This is a genomic window from Variovorax sp. GW823-FHT04F07, assembly GCF_058795995.1.
This window is the reverse complement of the sequence record NZ_JBXAIG010000005.1, coordinates 257176-278365: the sequence shown is the minus strand read 5'-3', so window position 1 is coordinate 278365 and position 21190 is coordinate 257176. Positions and strand designations below refer to the sequence as shown.

Sequence of the window (21190 nt, the reverse complement as noted above, 5' to 3'; positions counted from 1 at the left end):
TAGGAAAGAACTTGACCGAAAACCGTCGATTTTCGGCGTTTGGCGTCTAACGCCAGCTTGTGTATTTAAATTCTAACCGTGAACAAGTTGGCGTCGCCAAGCGTCCAGGTCGGTCGTTTCAAGCTTGCCCATTTTACGAGCCAGCACCGAACCGTCGGCATGGAGCACCAAGGTGAACGGCAGGCCGCCCCCCGTATTGCCCAGATTCTTCACCAATTCCATGCCCTGCAAGCCGGCCAATGCGGTCGGGTAGGTGACCGGCGTGCGCTGCAGGAACTTGCGCACGGCGCTGGGCTGGTCGATGGCCAATCCCACCACTTGCCAACCGTTGGCGCCGTGTTCGCGGAAAAAGGCGTCGATCATCGGCATTTCTTCGACACAGGGCGGGCACCACGTGGCCCAGAAGTTGAGCAGCACGGGCTTGCCGCGCAGGCTCGACAGGACCAGCTCGCCACCCTCGGGGCGCTCGAAGCGCTGGTCCCAGAACATGGCGGCATCGAGCTTTTCGCCGCCGGTGGCCGCGACGCCGCTGTCATTGCGCTCACGCCACCAGGCGCCGGCAATGCCGGCCGCGGCAGCGACTGCCGCCACGCCGGCATACAGCATGCCGCGTCGTGTGGGCGTTGAAGTCATTACTGGTCCTTTTCTTGTTCAATGCGTCGGCGCAGCGCGTTCAGGTCGCCGCGCGGCGCGCGCCCCTGGGCGTCGGGCTTGAGGGCGCCGCGCAGGTCGTCGAGGTCGTACACCAGCAGGTGGACCCCGATTTCCTCGCCCAGCGCCCGACTCGGCGCGTGGACGCTGAGGGCTTCGACCTGCTCGCCATGGAAGCCGGTCACCATGCGCGGCTCGTAGTCCACGTGGTGATCGATCAGGGCGATTTCGGCCGACTTGGAATCATCGCAGAACAATTGAATATAAATGTCTGACAAACGTGTGGCCGTGCCGTGCCAGACGGCGCCGCCCACATGCGGCCGGAACACGGCCATGCGCTCCATCCACTCGAGCGCGAGCAGGCGCAGTGCGTGCAGTTCCTGGGGCTGGGTGTCGGCGCAGAAGACCGCGATGTAGTCGCGCACCTCGGCCTCGACCTCGTCGTTGTTGGGCAGCGCGGTGCGCGCCGGGAGGCCGAGTTCGCGCAGTGCCCGGCGCTTGGCCGGGCCGTACTCAAGCCCCTCCTCGACGACGAGTCGGGCGGCAACGGCGGCGATTTCACGCTTGGACGTGTCCATCGGGGCATTTTGCCCGCTGCGGACGTCCCTCACATGAACATCAGTACGGCGCCCGGGGCGAAGCCGCCGGGGCACCCGCAGCGCCTCCCTAGAATTGGCCGATGCACATTCATATTCTGGGTATCTGCGGCACGTTCATGGGTGGCGTGGCCGCCCTCGCACGCGAAGCAGGCCACCGGGTCACGGGCTGCGACGCCGGCGTGTACCCCCCGATGAGCGACCAGCTGCGCGCGCTCGGCATCGACCTCATCGAAGGCTTCGGCGCCGACCAGCTGGCCCTCGCCCCCGACATGTTCGTGGTCGGCAACGTGGTCTCGCGGGCCCGGCTGCCCGACGGCAGCCCCAAGTTCCCGCTGATGGAAGCCATCCTGGACGCCGGCAAGCCCTACACCAGCGGCCCGCAGTGGCTGGCCGAGCACGTGCTGCAAGGCCGCCACGTGCTGGCCGTGGCTGGCACGCACGGCAAGACGACCACCACCTCGATGCTGGCCTGGGTGCTCGAACAGGGCGGCAAGGCGCCCGGCTTCCTGGTCGGCGGCGTGCCGCTGGACTTCGGCGTGTCGGCCCGCTTGGGCAACGGCCCGGCCTTCGTGATCGAGGCCGACGAGTACGACACGGCCTTCTTCGACAAGCGCAGCAAGTTCGTTCACTACCGGCCGCGCACCGCGGTGCTGAACAACCTGGAGTTCGATCACGCCGACATCTTTGACGATCTCGCCGCCATCGAGCGCCAGTTCCATCACCTCGTGCGCACCGTGCCCGGCACCGGGCGCCTGGTGGTGAACGCCACCGAAGAGAGCCTGCAACGCGTGCTGGCCCAGGGCTGCTGGAGCGAACTCGCCCGCTTCGGCGATGGCGGTCCGGCCACGGAATGGCAGGCGCGCGGCACGCACGACGCCTTCGACGTGCTGCACCGCGGCGAGGTGGTCGGCCGGGTCGAGTGGGAACTCTCGGGCCTGCACAACCAGATGAACGCGCTGGCCGCCATCGCGGCGGCCGACCACGTGGGCGTGCCGCCGGCCGATGCGGCCCGCGCGCTCGGGCGCTTTCGCAACGTGCGTCGCCGCATGGAGCTGCGCGGCACGGTCGAGGGCCAAGGCGGCGCGATCACCGTCTACGACGACTTCGCGCACCACCCGACCGCGATCCGCACCACGCTCGATGGGCTGCGCAAGAAGCTCGACGACGCCGGCAAGCAAAGTGAGCGCATCCTCGCGGCCTTCGAGCCGCGCAGCAACACGATGAAGCTGGGCGTGATGGCCGCGCAGCTGCCGTGGAGCCTGGAATCGGCCGACCTGTCGTTCTGCCACACGGCCGGCCTCGACTGGGACGTGGCCGCCGCGCTGGCACCGATGGGCGCACGCGCCCAGGTCGCCGGCGCCATCGAGCCGCTGGTGCAGCAGGTCGTGGCCGCGGCGCGGCCCGGCGATCACATCGTCTGCATGAGCAACGGCGGCTTCGGCGGCGTGCACGAGAAACTGCTGGACGCCCTGCGCGCCGCCCACGGATCATGAACGGCATGCGCGCGCGTGAACTGATCGACACCCTGAAGCTCCAGCCCCACCCCGAGGGCGGCTGGTACAGCGAGGTGTTCCGGTCGGCCGCGAGCGTGGCGCCCGCCGACGGCCGCGCGCCGCGCAGCGCGCTGACCAGCATCTATTTCCTGCTCGAAGCCCACCAGCATTCGCGCTGGCACCGGGTGCTGTCCGACGAAGTCTGGGTGCACCTGGAAGGCGTGCCGCTGGCGCTGTGGACCTGCGATGCCGCGATGCGGACCGCGCCGGCTCACGTGAAGCTGGGTCCGGTCGATGTGCACGGCACCCGGCCACAGCACGTGGTGCCTGCTGGCCAGTGGCAGGCCGCGCGCCCGATCCAGGGCCACGCAGCCGGCGACTACACGCTGGTCGCCTGCATGGTCGGGCCAGGCTTCGACTTCGCCGACTTCTCGCTGGTGCCGCCCGGCAGCGACGAGGCGGCGTCGATGCGGCACCACTGGCCCGACCTGGCCAGCATGCTCTAACTAACTACGCTTCAGCCCCGGCGCTGCTTGACGGCTTGAGACAGGGTCTCGAGCACCTGCACCGAATCGTCCCAGCCGATGCACGCATCGGTGATGCTCTTGCCGTACTCCAGGCCCGAGAGCTGGTCCTTGCCCGGCGTGAACTTCTGGGCGCCCGCCTGCAGGTGGCTTTCGATCATCACGCCGAACACGCGCTTGGAGCCGCCGGCGATCTGGCCGGCGATGTCCTTGGCCACGTCGATCTGCTTCTGGTGCTGCTTGGAGCTGTTGGCGTGGCTGCAGTCGACCATGAGCGTGGGCGGCAGCTTGGCGGCTTCGAGGTCCTTGCAGGCGGCCTCGACGCTGGCGGCGTCGTAGTTCGGCGTCTTGCCGCCGCGCAGGATCACGTGGCAGTCGCGGTTGCCGTTGGTTTGCACGATCGCGACCTGGCCGTTCTTGTGCACCGACAGGAAGTGGTGGCCGCGCGCCGCCGCCTGGATGGCGTCGGTGGCGATGCGGATGTTGCCGTCGGTGCCGTTCTTGAAACCGATGGGCGCCGACAGGCCCGAGGCCAGTTCGCGGTGCACCTGGCTTTCGGTGGTGCGCGCGCCGATGGCGCCCCAGGCGATCAGGTCGCCGATGTACTGCGGCGAGATCACGTCGAGGAACTCGCTGCCCGCCGGCAGGCCCAGGCGGTTGATGTCGATCAGCAGCTGGCGCGCGATGCGCAGGCCTTCGTCGATGCGGTAGCTCTCGTCCAGGTACGGGTCGTTGATGAGCCCCTTCCAGCCGACCGTGGTGCGCGGCTTCTCGAAGTACACGCGCATCACGATTTCCAGCGTGCCGGCGTACTTGTCGCGCTCGGCCTTGAGGCGGCGGGCGTACTCGAGGGCCGCGGCCGGGTCGTGGATCGAACACGGGCCCATGATCACCAGCAGCCGGTCGTCCTTGCCGGCCATGATGTTGTGGATGCCGCGGCGGGTGCCGGTGATCAGCGTTTCGATCGGCGTGCCGCGGATCGGGAAGAAGCGGATCAGATGTTCAGGAGGGGGGAGCACGTTGATGTCCTTGATGCGTTCGTCGTCGGTCTTGCTGGTTTTTTCGACGCTCGCATACCAGCTGTCGCCGGTGGGAGGGGTGTTCGTGCTCATGGTTCTCTTCCTTGTTGGTGTGAATGAAAAATCGTCAGGGCATAAAAAAACCGCCGGGGGCTGGAAGCCACCGGCGGTTCTGGGAGGGTGTTCGTTTGCTTTACGCGCTCGCCTCTCGTCCGCCGGAAACCGGGAACCAAAAGTAGGCAAAAAAGTAAGCGCGGAGGGCGGACATGTGGGCGGAATGTAGCACGGAAAACAAAAACCCGGCCAGGCGGCCGGGTCGGTGTTGTTTTTACCTGTAGCCGGATTCGCTGGCGTTGTGGATGATCCAGATCAGGTTGCCGCTGCTGAAATCGCCCATGCCGCCGCCCGCGAAGATCAGGCGGCCCTGGCCCTTGTAGGTCATCTCGAAGCGATGGCGATCGCTGCCGAAGTAGAAGGGAATCCAGGCCTTGCCGGTGATGTAGGCGCCCTGGTCGGTGGGCTGGCCGGCGAGGTCGGTGACCTGCTTGGTGCTCATGCCGATCTGCAGGCGCGTGAACTTGCTGTTGCGCGCCGGGTTGCCGGTGATCTCGCCTTCGAAACCGTTCAGGCCCTTGACCGTGCGGCCGCTGCCGGCCTCGACCTTGGAAGAATCCACCACGTTGCCGCGTGCGTCCATGCCGGCCTTCGAACCGCTGGGCGCCGCGGGCGCGGCAGCGGCCGGGGCGGGTGCCGGTGCGGCGGCGGGCTGGCTGCCCGAACCGCCGCGCGATGCGCAACCGGCTGTGGCCAGCGCGACCACGGCGGTCGCGGCCCACAGCACGGCGGGCGAATTGATCCTGTTCCCCATTGAAATGCTCCTTGATTCGTCGTTCGCAAAAAGGAGCGCAGCTTAGCAACCGAATGAAACAGCCGGCAAGTGCCGAAAGTCCTAAGCCGTTCCACCTACCGTCAGGCCGTCGATGCGAAGGGTCGGCTGGCCGACGCCCACGGGCACGCTCTGGCCCTCTTTGCCGCAGGTGCCGACGCCCGAATCGAGCGCCATGTCGTTGCCGATCATGGTCACGCGGGTGAGCGCGTCGGGGCCGTTGCCCACGATGGTCGCGCCCTTCACCGGGTACTGGATCTTGCCGTTCTCGACCCAGAAGGCCTCGCTGGCCGAGAACACGAACTTGCCGCTCGTGATGTCGACCTGCCCACCGCCGAAGTTGGTGGCGTACAGGCCCTTCTTGATGCTGGCGACGATTTCCTGCGGGTCCTTGTCGCCGCCGAGCATGTAGGTGTTGGTCATGCGCGGCATCGGCACGTGGGCGTAGCTCTCGCGGCGGCCGTTGCCGGTGGGCTTGACCTTCATGAGGCGGGCGTTCATCGAGTCCTGGATGTAGCCCTTGAGGATACCGTCCTCGATCAGCACGTTGCGCTGGCTGGCGTGGCCTTCGTCGTCCACGTTGAGCGAGCCGCGGCGGTCGGCGATGGTGCCGTCGTCGAGCACCGTGACGCCCTTGGCTGCCACGCGCTGGCCGATGCGGCCCGAGAACGCGCTCGAGCCCTTGCGGTTGAAGTCGCCCTCCAGGCCGTGGCCGATGGCTTCGTGCAGCAGGATGCCGGGCCAGCCCGAGCCGAGCACCACCGTCATCTCGCCGGCCGGGGCCGGGCGCGCGTCGAGGTTGGTCAGCGCGGCCTTCACGGCGTGGTCGACGTACTCGGCGATCTGCGCGTCGGTGAAGTAGGCCAGGCCGAAGCGCCCGCCGCCGCCGCCCGAGCCGACCTCGCGGCGCCCGTTCTGCTCGGCGATCACGGTGACCGACAGCCGCACCAGCGGTCGCACGTCGGCGGCCAGCGTGCCGTCGGCGCGCGCCACCATCACCACGTCGTACTCGCTGGCCAGGCCGGCCATGACCTGCGCCACGCGCGGGTCGCGCGAGCGGGCGAGCTGCTCGACCTTCTCGAGCAGCTTCACCTTGGCCGTGCTGTCGAGCGTGGCGATGGGGTCGATGCCGCCGTAGAGCGAGCGGCTGGAGGCAATCTTGCGCGGCACGGTCTTCACACGCGCGGTGCGGCCAGCGGAGGAAATGGAGCGCACCGTGCGCGCCGCGTCGAGCAGCGAGGCCTCGGAGATGTCGTCCGAGTAAGCAAAGGCGGTTTTCTCGCCGCTCACGGCGCGCACACCGACGCCCTGGTCGATGCTGAAGCTGCCGGTCTTGACGATGCCTTCCTCGAGGCTCCAGCCCTCGCTGCGGGTGTACTGGAAGTACAGGTCGGCATCGTCCACGCGGTGCGCGGTGATCTCGGCCAGGGCCTTGCTCAGGTGCGATTCGTCCAGGCCGAACGGCGTGAGCAGGAGCTGTTGCGCTATAGCCAAGCGCTCGATGGTGGGTTCGCGGGAGATCATGGCTGCCATTCTAGGCAGCCGCCCCCGTCCGTGCCGCCCCGGGGGACTCTAGTTCTGGGCGAGCTTGCGGGCCCGCGCGATCGACATCAGGATGCCCAGCCCCAGCCCCAGCGTGACCATGGCGGTGCCGCCGTAGCTGATGAAGGGCAGCGGCACGCCCACCACCGGCAGGATGCCGCTGACCATGCCCATGTTCACGAAGGCGTAGGTGAAGAAGATCATGGTCACCGCCCCGGCCAGCAGGCGCGAGAACAGCGTGGGCGCGTTCAGCGCGATGGTCAGCCCGCGGAAGATCAGCAGGATGAAGGCCGCAATCAGCGTCAGGTTGCCGATCAGGCCGAATTCCTCGGAGTACGCCGCGAAGATGAAGTCGGTGGTGCGCTCGGGAATGAACTCGAGGTGCGTCTGCGTGCCCTGCATGAAGCCCTTGCCGCCCACGCCGCCCGAGCCGATGGCGATCATCCCCTGGATGATGTGGAAGCCCTTGCCCAGCGGGTCCTTGCTGGGGTCGAGCAGCGTGCACACGCGCTGCTTCTGGTAGTCGTGCAGCACGCGCCAGTCGACACCGTCGACGCACAGCTGCGACTCGAAGCCCACGATCAGCGTGATGGCCACCGCGCCGAGCACCACCGGCGGCACGATCAGCTTCCACGGCAGCCCGGCAAAGAAGATCACCGCCAGCCCGGCCGCCAGCACCAGCAGCGAGGTGCCCAGGTCGGGCTGCTTCATGATGAGCCCGACCGGCACCGCCAGCAGCAGCGTCGCCACCACGAAGTCGAGCGGGCGCAACTGGCCTTCGCGGCGCTGGAACCACCAGGCCAGCATCAGCGGCATCGCGATCTTGAGGATTTCGCTGGGCTGGATCACCACGCCCACGTTGATCCAGCGCTGGGCGCCCTTCTTGGTGATGCCGAACAGCGCCACCGCAATCAGCAACGCCACCCCGGCCGCATACAGCGGCACGGCGAAAGCCATGAGCCGCTGTGGCGGCACCTGCGCCACCACGAACATGATGCCGCCGGCCAGCAGCATGTTGCGGCCATGGTCGAGAAAGCGCGTGCCATGGTCGTAGCCGGAGGAATACATGGTGAGCAGCCCGGCAAAGGCGAGCAGCATCACGGCAAAGGCCAGGAAGCCGTCGAAGCCCTGGAAGATGGGCGCTATGCGACGCGCCAGGGAGGGCTGGTTGAACACGGCAGACATGATGGGGGCGGATTATCCCCGCCCCGCCCGCCCCTTCAGTCGAAAACGAGCTGAACGACCGTGCGCCCCGGTCGGCTTTCGATCGCCAGCCGGGCCCCGATGGCGGCGGCGCGCTTGGACAGCGCCTCCGGCACCTCGGCGGCATCGAAGCCCACGCCGTTGTCGATCACCCGCAGGCGCACGGCGCCGTCGCGCGCGTCGGCCTCGATGCGCAGCGCGCTCGCGTGGGCGTGCTGCAGCACGTTCGAGATGGCCTCGAACAGCAAGAACTGCAGCTGCCGCGTGGCGTGGGCGTCGAGCTGCGTCACCGGGGGCAGCTCGTCCACGCCCCATTCGAAGGCGATGTCCGCGGCCGCCAGCCGGGGTTCCAGCCGGTAGCGCAGCGCCGCCAGCAGCGCGCCGATGTCGCCGGGCGGCAGGTGGATGGAGTCGATCGACAGCTTGAGCTGGTCGAGCGAGTCGCGCAGGGTGCGCAGCAGCTCCTCGGGGCTGGTCTGGCCCGACTGCAGCTGGCGGATCGCCGAGCTGATGTGCGAGCCCACGCCATCGTGCATGTCGCGCAGGATGCGCTCGCGCTCGTGGGTGCGCGCCTGGTCGCGCGCCACCTCCTCCAGCTCGGCGTAGGTGGAGGCCAGTTCGCGCTCGCGCTGCGCCACCCGGTCGGCCAGCGTCTTGACCCAGCCGCGCGCCTGCACGCTCGCGAAATGGAAGCGCCGCAGCACGATCAGCAGCAGCGCCACGCCGAACATCACCGAGGAATAGCGCACCCAGGTGGTCTCGCCGTAGGCGTCGCTCAGGCGGATCACCAGCCAGTCGCGCGTGCCGAAGGCCACCGTGACCAGCGCGGCGCCGGCCACCAGCAGCCGCTCGACGCTGGGCCGGCGCACCGTGGCGACGGCGAAGGCGGCCACGAAGCCGAGGACGATCGTGATCTCGACCGCCAGCCAGGCCGTGAGCCAGCGCGGCTCCTCGCGGTTCAGCGCCAGCCAGGTGAACACCACGGTGCCGACCACCACGGCCGCCGTCGGCCAGCGCACCCAGCGCGTGCGCGGGCTCTGCGCCCAGTCCGCAAGGTGGTAGCAGAACATCATGGCGGACGCGGCCCAGCCCGCGTAGCAACCGGCCATCAGCACGCCCCACAGCTGCCACGGCAGCGGCGGCTCGGGAATCATGGCGTCGGCCACCCGCAGCGCCCAGCAGAACTCGGCGACCGCGGCCCAGAAGTAGAGCGCGTCGCGCTGGCGGCGGCCGGTCGCGCCGGTGTCGACCTGGGTGAACCACAGCGCCAGCGCAATGCTGCCCACGATGAGGCTGAACGCCGTCAGCAGCACCGACCCCGTGAAGCGCCAGGCGTAGGCGCCTTCGAACAACGCGGTGCGCACCGGCGTCGCCGGCCCGATGGTGACGCGCGACAGGCCGGCGCGCCGTTCGCTGTCGGCGCGGATGCGGATCTGCAGCAGGTTCTCGCCCTCTTTCAGCAGCCGCCCGGGCACCGGCACGTAGACGGGCGCCTTGGCGTAGTCGGCGCGGTTGCCCTGGCCGAGGTCACCATAGGACTGCAGCAGCGCGCCATTGAGCTGTACCTCGAAGACGCTGCCGGCGCGGGGAATGAAGACGCCCCAGGGCACCTCGGGCAGGGCCTCGACCCGGAACGGCAGCTCGAAGCTCGCGAAGCCGGTGCGGCCGCGGTGCCGGCGGTCCCAGTGGTAGGACAGGTCGACCGCTTCGGTCTGCACGACACCGTCGATGGTGGTGGTCACCCTGGCGTGGCGCAGCTCGATCGGCCCCTGCGTCTCCCCTGCGGCGGCGCGCCCCGCGGCAAGCAGCGCCGCCAGCCCGAGCAGGCACAGGAACGCCAGCCGCCGCAGCATCCGCCCTCAGCCCGGGTGGGACAGCAGGCCGAGGCGCGTGGCCTCGAACACCGCTTCGCTCTTGGAATGCACCGCGAGCTTGCCGTAGAGGTTCTTGATGTGGGTCTGCACCGTGTGCACGCTCAGGCCCTTGAGGCGCGCGATCTCGGCGTACGAGAAGCCGCGCGCGATCAACGTCAGCACCTCGTGCTCGCGCGCCGAGAGCAGGCCGCGGTCGGCCTCGTCGAGCGCCGTCTCTGCCGGCGCCGCGCCGGCGGTCCCCGGCACGGCCGCCTGCAGGCTGCGGTACTTGGCGAGCACGCGGCGCGCGATCATGGGCGAGATCGGCGAGGCACCGGCCTTCATCTCGACGATGGTCTGTGCGATGTCTTCCGGTGCGGCGTCCTTGTGGATGTAGCCGACGGCGCCGGCCTCGATGCTGGCCAGCACGTTCTCCTCGTCGCCGAAGACCGACACCACCAGCGGCTCGCAGCCGGGAAAGCGCGCGACGGCGTCACGGATCACGTCCAGGCCGGTGCCGTCGGGCATGCCGAGGTCGACCAGCAGCACGTCGGGGATGGTCGCGGTCGCGGCCAGCCAGGTGCGCGCTTCCTGCACGGTGCCGGCGCTGCCGAGCCAGAACAGGCGCGGGCTGCGCTGCACGCTGGCCTCGAAGAAGGCGCGTGCGCGGCTGTCGTCCTCGACCACGAGCACGCCCCAGCGGCGTGGCATCCCGTCATCCTGTACCTCGGTGTTCATGGGATGAAGCATAAGCCTGGGCACCCACCGCCACGCGGGGCCTGCCTCCCTCGTTCATGGGATGCCCCCTGCCAGATGCGTCACGAAACTTGTCTCTTCTTTCTCCCCTTGCGCCGCACCGCCGCCCCCTGCGCGGCCGCACCGTGAATACTTTCGAATTCCAGCCACGCCCTCGCGGCCTTCTCATGCGCCGATTCGCAGGGATTTGTGGGGTCACCGCGCCGTGGGCGGTGCGGACCTCATGCAAAATTGTCTGAATCCGGCCACGGGGCGCGACCAGCGCACCCCAGTCACCTCCTCCCATGGAACCGCAAACCACCCATCTGTTGTATCTGCACGGCTTCCGTTCGTCGCCCCGCTCGACCAAGGCGCGGCTGGTGGCGAAGCACGTGGCGCGCGAGCACCCGAACCTGGAGTGGTGGTGCCCGCAGCTGCCGCCGTCGCCGCACGATGCGATCGACATGGTGATGAAGGGCATCGCGCACTGGCCGCGCAAGTCGATGGCGGTGATCGGTTCGTCGCTCGGCGGTTTCTACGCCACCTACGTGGCCGGCATGACGCGCTGCCGCGCCGTGCTGCTCAACCCCGCGGTGCACCCGGCGCGCGACCTCACGCGCTACATCGGCAGCCAGACCGCCTGGCACGACCCGTCCGAGCACTTCTACTTCCAGCCCGAATTCATCCAGGAGCTGCGCGCGATGGAAATCGGTGCGCTCACGCGGCCCGAGCGCCTGTTCGCGATCATCGCCAAGGGCGACGAGGCGCTCGACTGGCACGAGATGTCGGCGCGCTACCCCGACAGCCGCATCAAGCTGCTCGAGGGCGGCGACCATGCGCTGTCCGATTTCGAAAAAGCGCACCTCGACGACGTGATGGCGTTCATCAACCCCGTCGTCTAAAGCTCTCCCCCAGGCTTCGCGCACTGCGTGTCGCTTCGCCAACCCCCTTCCGGGGGCGATGCCTGCGGCCCGGCAAAGCCGGTTCCGCGGCATCCCCGGCAAGGGAGCTCCTGATCCAGCGTGGGAGAATCGCCGGATGTTTGTATTGTTTGAAGAAGCCGGCAAATACCTCGGCGGCCGCATCCTGTCGGAAGCCGAAGCCTCGGCACAGGTCGAGCTCGAGACCGGCAAGCGCGTCAAGGTCAAGGGCGCCAACATCGTTCTGCGTTTCGAGAAGCCGGCCCCGGCCGAGCTGATGGCCGAGGCGCGCACGCTCGCCGCCGCCATGGACCTCGACCTCGCCTGGGAATTCGCAGCCGAAGGCGAGTTCGGCTTTGCCGACCTGGCGGCCGACTATTTCAGCGACAAGCCCTCGCTGGCGCAGCAGGCCGCCGCGCTGTTCGCGCTGTTCGAGGCGCCGCACTACTTCCGCCGCGCGGGCAAGGGGCGCTTCAAGAAGGCGCCGGCCGAGATCGTGCAGCAGGCGCTGGCCGCCATCGAGAAGAAGAAGGCCATCCAGGCGCAGATCGTCGAATGGGCGGGCCAGCTGGCCGAGGGCGTGTGCCCGCCGCCGATCCGCGAGCAGCTCTACAAGATCCTGTTCAAGCCCGACAAGAACGCGCCCGAGTACAAGGCCGTGGTCGACGCCGCGCGCGCCACGCAGCGCCCGCCACTCGACCTGCTGGAGCGCGCTGGCGCCATCGATTCGCCCTACCAGTTCCACTGGCGGCGCTTCCTGTTCGAGAACTTCCCCAAGGGCACCGGCTTCCCCGCGCTCGCGGCGCCGGCCGTCGCCGACGACCTGCCGCTGGCCGAAGGCGTGCGGGCCTTCTCGATCGACGACTCGCAGACCACCGAAATCGACGACGCGCTGTCCGTGCAGGGCATGGGCAGCGGCACCATCACGGTCGGCATCCACATCGCCGCGCCGGGCCTGGCGCTCACGCCGGGCAGCGCCATCGACGCCGTGGCGCGTGCGCGCATGTCCACCGTGTACATGCCGGGCTACAAGATCACCATGCTGCCCGACGAGGTGGTCGACACCTACACGCTGCTCGAAGGCGGCGACCGTCCGGCCGTGTCGCTCTATGCGCGCTTCGACGAAGCCACGCTGGAGCTGCAGGGCACCGAGACCAAGCTCGAGCGCGTGCCGATCGTCGCCAACCTGCGCCACGACCAGCTCGACGCCGTCGTCACGCAACCCTGGCTCGAAGACGCCACCTTCAATTCGGACAACACCCCCGACGCCGCCGCGAAGCTGCGCGCGCCGCTGAGCTTCCTGTTCCGCCTGGCCAAGCACCTGAAGGCGCAGCGCGAAGTGGTGCGCGGCAAGCCCGAGAACTTCAGCCGGCCCGACTACAACTTCCGCCTCGTCGGCAACGACGGCGCCGAGCCCACCGGCAATGAGCAGGTGCAGATCAGCACGCGCCAGCGCGGCGCGCCGCTCGACCTGATCGTGTCCGAGGCCATGATCCTGGCCAACAGCAGCTGGGGCGGCTGGCTGGGCGAGCTCGGCGTGCCGGGCCTGTACCGCAGCCAGGCCAGCCTGGCGCCCGGCATCAAGGTGCGCATGGGCACGCGCGCGCTGCCGCACGCGGGCCTGGGCGTGAAGAGCTACGCCTGGAGCACCTCGCCGCTGCGCCGCTACACCGACCTCGTGAACCAGTGGCAGATCATCGCGGCCGCGCGCCACGGCAAGACCGCCGCACTGGCCGCGCCGTTCAAGCCGAAAGACGCCGACCTGTTCTCGATCCTGTCGGGCTTCGATGCGGCCTACGCCACGTACAACGCCTACCAGGGCGGCATGGAGCGCTTCTGGACGCTGAAGTACCTGCAGCAGCAGGGCATCACCGAGCTCGAGGCCACGGTCATCAAGGACATTCCCAACGGCGCGCTGGTGCGTGCCGACACGCTGCCGCTGGTGTTCCCGGTGGCCGGCCAGCAGGAGCGCGGCGCGCGCGTGCGCGTGAAGCTCGGCGAGATCGACGAGATCGCGCTCGACGTGAGCGGCACCGTGCTCGAACGCTTCGACGTGCCGCAGGCCGATGCCGCTGACGCTGAGGGCGGTGAGGACGACGAAGAAGAAGTCGCCGGCCCGATCGCCATCGCGGTCGACCTGAGCGACACCGAGGCCGCACCCGACCCGGCGACGACCACGCCTGCATGACCCCCGGTCGAACGATCGGAGACACGCGACCCCTGGAGGAGTTTCGAGAATGAATCTCAAGGACCTCAGCACGCTGCAGATCGCTCTGGGCGTGTCGGTCATCGCGCATGCCGCGTTGCTCGCGGTGCGCTTCGTCGATCCCGAATCGTTCAACCGGGTCTTCAGCGAAACCCCCCTCGAGGTGATCCTGGTCAACAGCAAGACCAACGACAAGCCCGACCCCGCGGCCCGCGTGATGGCTCAGACCACGCTCGCGGGCGGCGGCGACCTCGACAAGGGCCGGGCCACCAGCCCGCTGCCGCCGTCGAGCTTCACCACCATGGGCGACTCGTTCGAGGAATCGCGCCGCCAGGTCGAGGCCATGCAGGCCCAGCAGATGCAGATGCTGGCGCAGCTCAAGCGCGAACTGGCCGCCATGCCCGTGCCCGATCCGCGCCAGGCCGGCGACCCGACCGAGGCCGCCGCGCGCGAGGAAAAGCGCCGCCAGATGGTCGCGCTGCTCGCCGAGATCGAACGCCGCGTGAACGAGGAAAACGCGCGCCCCAAGAAGCGCTACCTGAGCCCCGCCACGCGCGAGGCGGCCTACGCGCTGTATGTCGACACGCTGCGCCGGCGCATCGAGGTCAAGGGCACCGAGAACTTCCCGACCGCCGCCGGCAAGAAGCTCTACGGCGAACTCAAGATGACGGTCACCATCAACCACGACGGGCGCGTGCTCGACACCGTGGTCGACGAGAGCTCGGGCAACACCACGCTCGACCGCCGTGCCCAGGCCATCGTGCGCAGCGTCGGCAACTTCGGCAAATTCACCGACGCCATGCGCAAGCAGACCGACCAGATCGTGCTGCAGTCGCGCTTCAAGTTCACGCGCGACGAGACCATCGAGCTGTCGTCCCAATAGCAACAGCACCCCAGCAGAACACGGAGCATCGGCCATGGATCAGTACTGCGTCATGGGCAACCCCGTCGAGCACAGCCGCTCGCCCCGCATCCACGCGCGCTTTGCCGAACTCTGCGGCCAGCCCATGGCCTACGGCCGGCGCCTGGTGCCGATCGGCGCCTTCGCCGAAGGCATTGCCGCCTTCCGCAGCGAAGCGGCCGCGCAGAGCGATGCGGCACGCGGCTGCAACGTCACCGTGCCCTTCAAGTTCGATGCCGCCGCGCTCGCGCAGCACACCAGCGAGCGCGCCACGCTGGCGCAGGCGGTGAACACGCTGCGCTTCGAGGCCGACGGCAGCATCCACGCCGACAACACCGACGGCATCGGCCTGGTCAACGACATCGTGCGCAACGCCGGCGTGCCGCTGGCGGGCCGGTCGCTGCTGCTGATCGGCGCCGGCGGCGCGGCGGCGGGCGTGCTCGGGCCGCTGCTCGACGCGGGCGCCGCGCACGTCGTGGTGGCCAACCGCACGCTCGACAAGGCCATCGCGCTGGTGCAGCGCCACGCGGCGCTCGCGCTGCGCCACGGCGCCACGCTCGAGGCCTGGGCGCTCGACGACGTGCCGGGCGACTTCGACGTGGTGGTCAACGCCACGGCCTCCAGCCTCGCAGGCGACGCGGTGCCAGTGCGCGCGCAGGTGCTGCGCCCCGGCGCGCTGGCCGTCGACATGATGTACGGCCCCGCCGCCGCAGGCTTCATGGCCTGGGCCGAGGCGCACGGCGCGGTCGCGCGCGACGGCCTCGGCATGCTGGTGGAACAGGCCGCCGAGGCCTTCGAATTCTGGCGCGGCGTGCGCCCGCCGTCGGCGCAGGTGCTGGCCGAGCTGCGCGCCTCGCTCGCCGCCGGCGCATGAAGGGCCTGCTGCGCCTGATCGCCTGCCTCGTGGTGGCGGGCCTGGCGCTCGAACTCTTCTTCGTGGTGCGCATCGCAGCCATGGCCGTGATCGATCCGCAGAGCACGGCCTTCCAGCGCTCCGAGGCCTGGCGCGTCGCCCTCTCGCAGGGCCGCGACGGCGGATGGCGCCAGGACTGGGTGCCCTACACGCAGATCAACGACACCCTCAAGCGCGCCGTGATCGCCAGCGAAGACGCCGGCTTCGTCGACCACAACGGCGTCGAGTGGGAAGCCATCGAGCGGGCGCGCCAGCGCAACGCCCGCGCCGAGCAGCTGGCCGCCAAGCGCATGGCGCGCGCGGCGGCGCGCGGCAAGCCGGTGCAGCCGGCCCCGCTGCGCGGCGGCTCCACCATCACGCAGCAGCTCGCGAAGAACCTGCTGCTGTCGGGCGAACGCACCATGCTGCGCAAGGGCCAGGAGCTGGTGCTCGCCACGCTGCTCGAGGTGCTGCTCGACAAGCGGCGCATCCTCGAGATCTACCTGAACAACGTCGAATGGGGCGAAGGCGTGTTCGGCGCCGAGGCCGCGGCGCAGTACTACTTCAGGAAGCCTGCCGCACGCTTGACTTCATACGAAGCAGCGCGCCTGGCCGTGATGCTGCCGAGCCCGAAGTTCTTCGAGCGGCGGCCCAACTCCTCGTACATCAACGGACGGGCATCGACGATCGTGGCGCGGATGCCGGCGGTCGAGCTGCCCTGAGCTTGCGCACCGCGCCTTCCACCACCAGCACGGCGACGAAGCCGATCGCGTAGGCCAGCACGTCCCACCAGTCGGCGGTGGCGCCGAGCACGATGCGCAGCGCGCGGTTCGGAATGTGCAGGTGCCAGGTCGCCGCAAGGAACTGCCCCAGCTCCACCAACAGCCCCACGCCGAAGGCCGCCAGCGCGAGCGGCAGCACGCGCGCGGCAACGAAGGTCTTGAACACGAGGTACACCCACGCCACGGCCAGCACGTCACCGAAGAAGCTTCGCACCCAGCCCCAGCGCGCGCCGACGGTGGCCAGCAGCACGAGCAACACGAAGAGGGCCACCGCCCACGCCAGGGAAAGAAGATCGAATCGCCATCGCATGGCCCGTATCATCGCCTCCATATGCTGGCAAAGCTCACAGGTTGGTTGCTGCTGGGAATCGTCCGATTGCTCACCGGCGCGCAGGCGCGCTGGTACGGCTGTCCACCGAAAGCCGAGCAGCGCATCTACTTCGCGAATCACCAGAGCCACGCGGACCTCGTGATGATCTGGGCCGCGCTGCCCGAAGAGCTGCGCAGCATCACGCGGCCCATTGCGGCGCGCGACTACTGGGCCAACACGCCGGTCAAGCGCTGGATCACGACGGAGGTGTTCAACGCGGTGTATGTGGAGCGGGCGGCCACGGGGGCTGCACCGGTTGCGCCACCGCCGCCGGTAGCACCGCCACCCGCCGCGCCCATCGCCCCGGCCGAGCGCATCGAGCCGTCGATGGAGCCGCTGCTGCCGATCGAAACGGTGTCTCACGCATCGGCTGCCGAAGGTCCGCAGGAGATTCAGGGACAGCTCGACCTTCCCGCGCCCCCGCCGCCCCCGCCACCGGTCGCTCCACCGCCGGTCATCGAACCCGAAGCGCCCGCCGCCGCGCCCGAGCCGCCCGCCGCCGACCCACTCGCCCCGCTCATCGACGCCCTGCGCAGCGGCGACTCGATCATCATCTTTCCCGAAGGCACGCGCGGCCACACCGGCGAGCCGCAGAAATTCAAGTCGGGCCTGTACGCCCTGGCGACGATGTTCCCCGACGTGGTGCTCGTGCCGGCCTGGATCGACAACGTGCAGCGCGTGATGCCCAAGGGCGAGATCGTGCCCGTGCCCATCCTGTGCTCCGTCACCTTCGGCGCGCCGATCCGTGTCGAGGACGGCGAAGAGCGCCGCCCTTTCCTCGACCGTGCGCGTGCCGCCGTGATCGCATTGCGCGACGTCTGAAGGTATGAACCAGTTCCTGCGCAGCCTCAGCCCGACCCAGCAGGTCGCGGCCCTCTTCCTGATCGTCTTCGGCCTGCTCTTCATCGTGAGCACCGCCGTCTTCTTCCTGAGCTTCAAGGAGCGGCGCAACCCGGTGCACGACGAGTCGTGGCAGGCCGAGCTGGCGCATTTCCGCGCGCTGCTGGGCACCACCTGGTTCATGGTGATCGTGTTCTGGATCGGCTGGGCGCTGGGCGAGACGGTGGCCACCGTGCTGTTCGCGCTGATCGCGTTCTTTGCGCTGCGCGAGTTCATCACGCTCTCGCCGACGCGGCGCGGCGACCACCGCAGCCTGATCCTCGCGTTCTTCGTGGTGCTGCCGATCCAGTTCTGGCTGGTGGCCACCGCGCGCTTCGACCTGTTCACGGTGTTCATCCCGGTCTACGTGTTCCTCGCCATTCCGGTGGCGAGCGCGCTGGCCAACGACCCCAGCCATTTTCTGGAGCGCAACGCCAAGCTGCAGTGGGGCATCATGGTCTGCGTCTACGGCATGAGCCACGTGCCCGCGCTGCTGCTGCTGACCTTCCCGGGCTACGAAGGCAAGAGCGCGTTCCTCGTGTTCTTCCTGGTGTTCGTCGTGCAGACCTCGGTGCTGGTGCAGCACCTGATCTCGCGGCGCATGCAGCGCACGCCGTTCGCGCCGAACGTGAGCCGCAGCTTCAACTGGACCAGCTGGGGCGTCGGCATCGTCGTGGCCAGCCTGGTGGGCGCGCTGTTCTCGTTCATCACGCCGTTCAAGTTCGGGCAGGCGCTGGCGGTGTCGATCATTGCCTGCGTCGCGGGCTCCATGGGCCACCTCGTGATGAAGGCGCTCAAGCGCGACCGCGGCATTCCGAACTGGGGCCAGAAGGGCGTGGGCGTGACCGGCGCCAACGGCCTGCTCGACCGCGTGGACGCGCTGTGCTTCGCGGCGCCGATCTTCTTCCACTCGATTCGCTGGTACTTCAACGTCTGAAGCACGCGGCGGGCGATCAGACCTTGCGCAGCACCACCCGGTCGAAGGCCTGCTTTGCGCGCCGCCCCAAGGCCTTCGTCTTCAGCGCCTGAAGCTCGCGCTTGAGCCGCGTGCGCTGCTCGGCCGACAGCGCGGTGACGAAACGCCCGAGCGCCAGCTCCAGCGCCTCGCGCTGCGCCGCCACCCGGCCCTGCCGCCCTTCGGCCTCGGCCAGCCATTCGCAGGCATTGGCCACACGCCCGCGCAAGGCCGCGTCGCCCGACTCGCCGAAGCGCGCGATGAGCACGCGGTAGGCCTTGGCCTGGCCCGCTGCGTCGTCCATCTTGTCGAAGGCCTTGGCCTTGTTGATCAGCGACTTGGCGGCCCACAGCTGCAGGGCGCTGTCCCGCGCCATCGCCGTGCGCGCGATCACCTCGTCGTAGCTGGCCACGGCCTCGGCGAACCGGCTCGTGCGGCGCAGCACGGCGCCCTTGCGGAACAGCGCACCAGCCACGCGCGCGCGCAGGTCGGGCAGCTCGGAGTTGCCCCAGCGCGCAACGATCTCGTCGTGCACGCGCATCTCGTCCGCGGGCCGCGCGAGGCGGTCGAGCGCGGTGCTCTTGTATTGCAGGCACAGCGCCACCTGCGACTGCATCTCGGTGGAGGCATCGGCGCCGTAGCGCGCGTCCATCGCGTCGGCGGCCTCGACGACCTCGGCGAAATTCTCGAGCGCCAGCAGGCAGAAGGTCTTGTGCGACAAGGCGCGCGCGCACTGGCGGCGCATGAGCGGGTGCAGCGAGGCGGCATGCGCCGCGAGCACCTCGTCGAACAGCGCAATGGCCTCGCGCGACGCGCCCGCGTCGCCGAGCTTGCGGCCTTCGCGGACGGTGTCGCACGCCGCATCGAAGAGCTCGGCCGGCAGCTCGCCGGCGTCGAGCCCGCCGGTCTTGCGAAGGCGCTTCAGGCAGGCCTCGCGCCCGGCCATGGCCTTCACGCGCAGCTCGCGCAGTTCGGGCGTGGCGCCGTCACGCGACAACGCGACGAGCGGCTCGTACACCGCAAGCGCCGCCTCGGGCCGTCCCAGCAGGTCGAGCAGCACGAAACCCTTGTGCAGCAAGGTGGTGGCCACGGTGCGCTGCACCACGGCGTCGCCGTCGCGGGCGAAGGTGCCGAGCAGGCGCTCGCAGGCGGCCAGCGCGGCCTCGCCGTCGCCCTGGTCGCGCAGCCCCACGGCCCACTCGTGGGCGCGCACTGCCGCGAGGCGGCGCACCTGCGCGGAGGCGTCGTGGCCGTAGCGGTCGAGCAGCCAGCCGACCAGCTCGGCGCGGCGCGCGACCTCGTCGAGCCCGAGACCGTCGAAGAACAGGGCCAGCGCACGCACGCCTTCCAGCCGCAGTTCGGGCGCAGCCTCGGCCAGCCCAGTCTCGATCTGGTCGGCCACCTGCAGGCACAGCACCTGCGCCTGCGTGTGCTGCGCCAGCTCGCGCAGGTTGAGCACCGTGGCCAGCCGGGCCCGCGCCACGCGCAGCACCACGCCGGCCTCGGCGCCGCCCTCGAAGCGTTCGATGGCCGCTTCGAGCGTGGCCAACGCGTCCTGCGGCAGGCCGCGGTGGTGTTCGATCTCGGCCTTCAGCAGGCGCGCGTCGAGCCGCCACGCATCGAGCGCGGCGTCGGCCTGCGCGTCGAGCTGCTCGCTCATGAAGTCGCAGGCCTCGCAACGCGCCGCCGCGTCGTCGATGAGCCAGGTGCGCTGGTACAGCGCGTGGGCGATGTGCGCGCGGATCTCGGGCTCGCTGCGCCCGCCGTGCGCGGCCACCAGGCGGTCGAGCGTGGCCAGCGCGTCGGCCGGGCGGTGCAGCTGGCGCAGCACGTGCGCGAGCAGCCGCAGCGCCTGGCAACAGGGCACGACCACGCCGGCGTCGGGCAGCGCACCGAACTCGGCGATCAGCCGGCTGCAGGCGGCGATCGCCTCGCGGCGGCGGCCGAGGTCGCTCAACAGCTCCGCCTGGCGAAAGCTCGCGGCGGCGCGTTCGGCGGGAGATTGCTGCTGGTGCGCGGGCAGGGCCGGGGCGTCGTTCGATGGCTTCGGTTGCTGCTGCGCGGAGGACTCGACTACATTCACCTTCGCTTCCTTGTGTGGCGCGCCCCGCGCGGAGCGGGGCGGAATGCAAGAACGGCGGATTCTGCCCGCGATCCCCCACGCATCGCGCGCGAATTCGCACCTTCTTCAACCTTCCTCACCCAGGCTTAGGCCTTTACGCTTCCTTTTCATGCGGATCCTCGGCATCGACCCCGGTTTGCAGACCACCGGCTTCGGCGTGGTCGATGCGGACGGCCATGCGCTGCGCTACGTGGCCAGCGGCACCATCAGCACCCGGCACCTGGGCAGCGGCAACCTGCCGGCGCGCCTGAAGGTGCTGTTCGACGGCATCGGCGAGATCACGGCGCGCTACCAGCCCGAGGCGTCGGCGGTCGAAATCATCTTCGTCAACGTCAACCCGCAGTCGACGTTGCTGCTGGGCCAGGCGCGCGGCGCCTGCGTGACGGCGCTGGTGAGCCACAACCTGTCGGTGGCCGAGTACACGGCGCTGCAGATGAAGAAGGCCGTGGCCGGCCACGGCCAGGCCGCGAAGGCGCAGGTGCAGGAAATGGTCAAGCGCCTGCTCGACCTGCCCGGCCTGCCGGGCGCCGACGCGGCGGACGCGCTGGGCATCGCGATCACCCACGCGCAGGTCGGCCGTTCGATGGCGCGGCTTGCGGAGGCGGCCGAGCTGTCGAAGACCCACGCCGGCACCTACCGGCAAGGGCGTTCGCGCTGA

The 21190-nt window shown here is 69.4% G+C and carries 20 protein-coding genes; 10 read left to right on the top strand and 10 right to left on the bottom strand.

The genetic code is table 11. From position 1 onward, the window contains the following. Window positions 1-72: 72 nt before the first annotated feature. Entirely contained in the window at window positions 73-633 is a 561-nt protein-coding gene (locus AC1RAA_RS23155) for a TlpA family protein disulfide reductase (RefSeq protein ID WP_095948195.1), read from the bottom strand. Further along, window positions 633-1229 (bottom strand): hypothetical protein, encoded by a 597-nt coding sequence (locus AC1RAA_RS23150; protein WP_492731850.1) that lies wholly within the window; start codon window positions 1227-1229, stop codon window positions 633-635. Before AC1RAA_RS23150 ends, AC1RAA_RS23155 begins: the two co-directional genes overlap by 1 nt. Window positions 1230-1330: 101 nt before the next feature. Here AC1RAA_RS23150 and mpl point away from each other — a divergent pair, with 101 nt between their 5' ends. Continuing rightward, on the top strand, window positions 1331-2743 hold the full coding sequence (gene mpl, locus AC1RAA_RS23145) for a UDP-N-acetylmuramate:L-alanyl-gamma-D-glutamyl-meso-diaminopimelate ligase (protein WP_492731848.1): 1413 nt from the start codon (window positions 1331-1333) through the stop codon (window positions 2741-2743). Beyond that, window positions 2740-3249 (top strand): cupin domain-containing protein, encoded by a 510-nt coding sequence (locus AC1RAA_RS23140; protein WP_492731847.1) that lies wholly within the window; start codon window positions 2740-2742, stop codon window positions 3247-3249. Before mpl ends, AC1RAA_RS23140 begins: the two co-directional genes overlap by 4 nt. Before the next feature lie 11 nt (window positions 3250-3260). Here the strand turns inward: AC1RAA_RS23140 and AC1RAA_RS23135 are convergent, their stop codons facing one another. The 6 genes from AC1RAA_RS23135 to AC1RAA_RS23110 form a co-directional block, all read right to left on the bottom strand. Further along, a complete protein-coding gene (locus AC1RAA_RS23135) occupies window positions 3261-4379 on the bottom strand; it encodes a 3-deoxy-7-phosphoheptulonate synthase (RefSeq protein ID WP_307635877.1) in 1119 nt (372 codons plus the stop codon). Between the two features lie 235 nt (window positions 4380-4614). Continuing rightward, entirely contained in the window at window positions 4615-5154 is a 540-nt protein-coding gene (locus AC1RAA_RS23130) for a hypothetical protein (RefSeq protein WP_492731845.1), read from the bottom strand. Window positions 5155-5235: 81 nt separating this feature from the next. Continuing rightward, the gene (tldD, locus tag AC1RAA_RS23125; RefSeq protein WP_070060116.1) at window positions 5236-6696 is read right to left on the bottom strand and encodes a metalloprotease TldD; all 1461 of its coding nucleotides are present in this window, start codon (window positions 6694-6696) and stop codon (window positions 5236-5238) included. 48 nt (window positions 6697-6744) lie between these two features. After that, window positions 6745-7899, bottom strand: coding sequence for a rod shape-determining protein RodA (gene rodA / locus AC1RAA_RS23120; RefSeq protein WP_489059309.1), 1155 nt, complete (start codon window positions 7897-7899; stop codon window positions 6745-6747). Between the two features lie 35 nt (window positions 7900-7934). Beyond that, window positions 7935-9770, bottom strand: coding sequence for a sensor histidine kinase (locus AC1RAA_RS23115; protein ID WP_492731843.1), 1836 nt, complete (start codon window positions 9768-9770; stop codon window positions 7935-7937). Between the two features lie 6 nt (window positions 9771-9776). After that, window positions 9777-10520 carry a response regulator gene (locus AC1RAA_RS23110; protein WP_095743619.1) on the bottom strand — a complete coding sequence of 248 codons (744 nt, stop codon included), beginning with the start codon at window positions 10518-10520 and terminating at the stop codon, window positions 9777-9779. A gap of 290 nt (window positions 10521-10810) precedes the next feature. Here AC1RAA_RS23110 and AC1RAA_RS23105 point away from each other — a divergent pair, with 290 nt between their 5' ends. The 5 genes from AC1RAA_RS23105 (at window position 10811) to mtgA (ending at window position 16146) form a co-directional block, all read left to right on the top strand. After that, entirely contained in the window at window positions 10811-11407 is a 597-nt protein-coding gene (locus AC1RAA_RS23105; RefSeq protein WP_070060119.1) for a YqiA/YcfP family alpha/beta fold hydrolase, read from the top strand. Between the two features lie 136 nt (window positions 11408-11543). Then, window positions 11544-13613, top strand: a complete 2070-nt coding sequence (locus tag AC1RAA_RS23100) for a ribonuclease catalytic domain-containing protein (RefSeq protein WP_492731841.1) — start codon at window positions 11544-11546, stop codon at window positions 13611-13613. Window positions 13614-13662: 49 nt separating this feature from the next. After that, window positions 13663-14514 carry an energy transducer TonB gene (locus AC1RAA_RS23095; RefSeq protein WP_062481214.1) on the top strand — a complete coding sequence of 284 codons (852 nt, stop codon included), beginning with the start codon at window positions 13663-13665 and terminating at the stop codon, window positions 14512-14514. Window positions 14515-14548: 34 nt separating this feature from the next. Beyond that, window positions 14549-15406, top strand: coding sequence for a shikimate dehydrogenase (aroE, locus tag AC1RAA_RS23090; protein WP_492731839.1), 858 nt, complete (start codon window positions 14549-14551; stop codon window positions 15404-15406). Beyond that, complete coding sequence (gene mtgA, locus AC1RAA_RS23085; RefSeq protein WP_492731837.1) at window positions 15403-16146, top strand: monofunctional biosynthetic peptidoglycan transglycosylase; 744 nt, start codon at window positions 15403-15405, stop codon at window positions 16144-16146. Before aroE ends, mtgA begins: the two co-directional genes overlap by 4 nt. Here mtgA and AC1RAA_RS23080 read toward each other — a convergent pair. Next, window positions 16091-16528 carry a ribosomal maturation YjgA family protein gene (locus AC1RAA_RS23080; RefSeq protein WP_492731835.1) on the bottom strand — a complete coding sequence of 146 codons (438 nt, stop codon included), beginning with the start codon at window positions 16526-16528 and terminating at the stop codon, window positions 16091-16093. The two genes, mtgA and AC1RAA_RS23080, sit on opposite strands and share 56 nt — an antisense overlap. A gap of 9 nt (window positions 16529-16537) precedes the next feature. Between AC1RAA_RS23080 and AC1RAA_RS23075 the strand changes: the two genes are divergently transcribed. Next, on the top strand, window positions 16538-17398 hold the full coding sequence (locus tag AC1RAA_RS23075; protein ID WP_492731833.1) for a lysophospholipid acyltransferase family protein: 861 nt from the start codon (window positions 16538-16540) through the stop codon (window positions 17396-17398). 4 nt (window positions 17399-17402) lie between these two features. Further along, on the top strand, window positions 17403-18392 hold the full coding sequence (locus tag AC1RAA_RS23070; RefSeq protein WP_095948182.1) for a phosphatidate cytidylyltransferase: 990 nt from the start codon (window positions 17403-17405) through the stop codon (window positions 18390-18392). Window positions 18393-18408: 16 nt separating this feature from the next. Here the strand turns inward: AC1RAA_RS23070 and AC1RAA_RS23065 are convergent, their stop codons facing one another. Then, entirely contained in the window at window positions 18409-20493 is a 2085-nt protein-coding gene (locus AC1RAA_RS23065) for a tetratricopeptide repeat protein (protein WP_492731831.1), read from the bottom strand. Window positions 20494-20641: 148 nt separating this feature from the next. On the opposite strand from AC1RAA_RS23065, the gene ruvC reads away from it, so the two are divergent. After that, window positions 20642-21190, top strand: coding sequence for a crossover junction endodeoxyribonuclease RuvC (gene ruvC, locus AC1RAA_RS23060; RefSeq protein ID WP_062474210.1), 549 nt, complete (start codon window positions 20642-20644; stop codon window positions 21188-21190).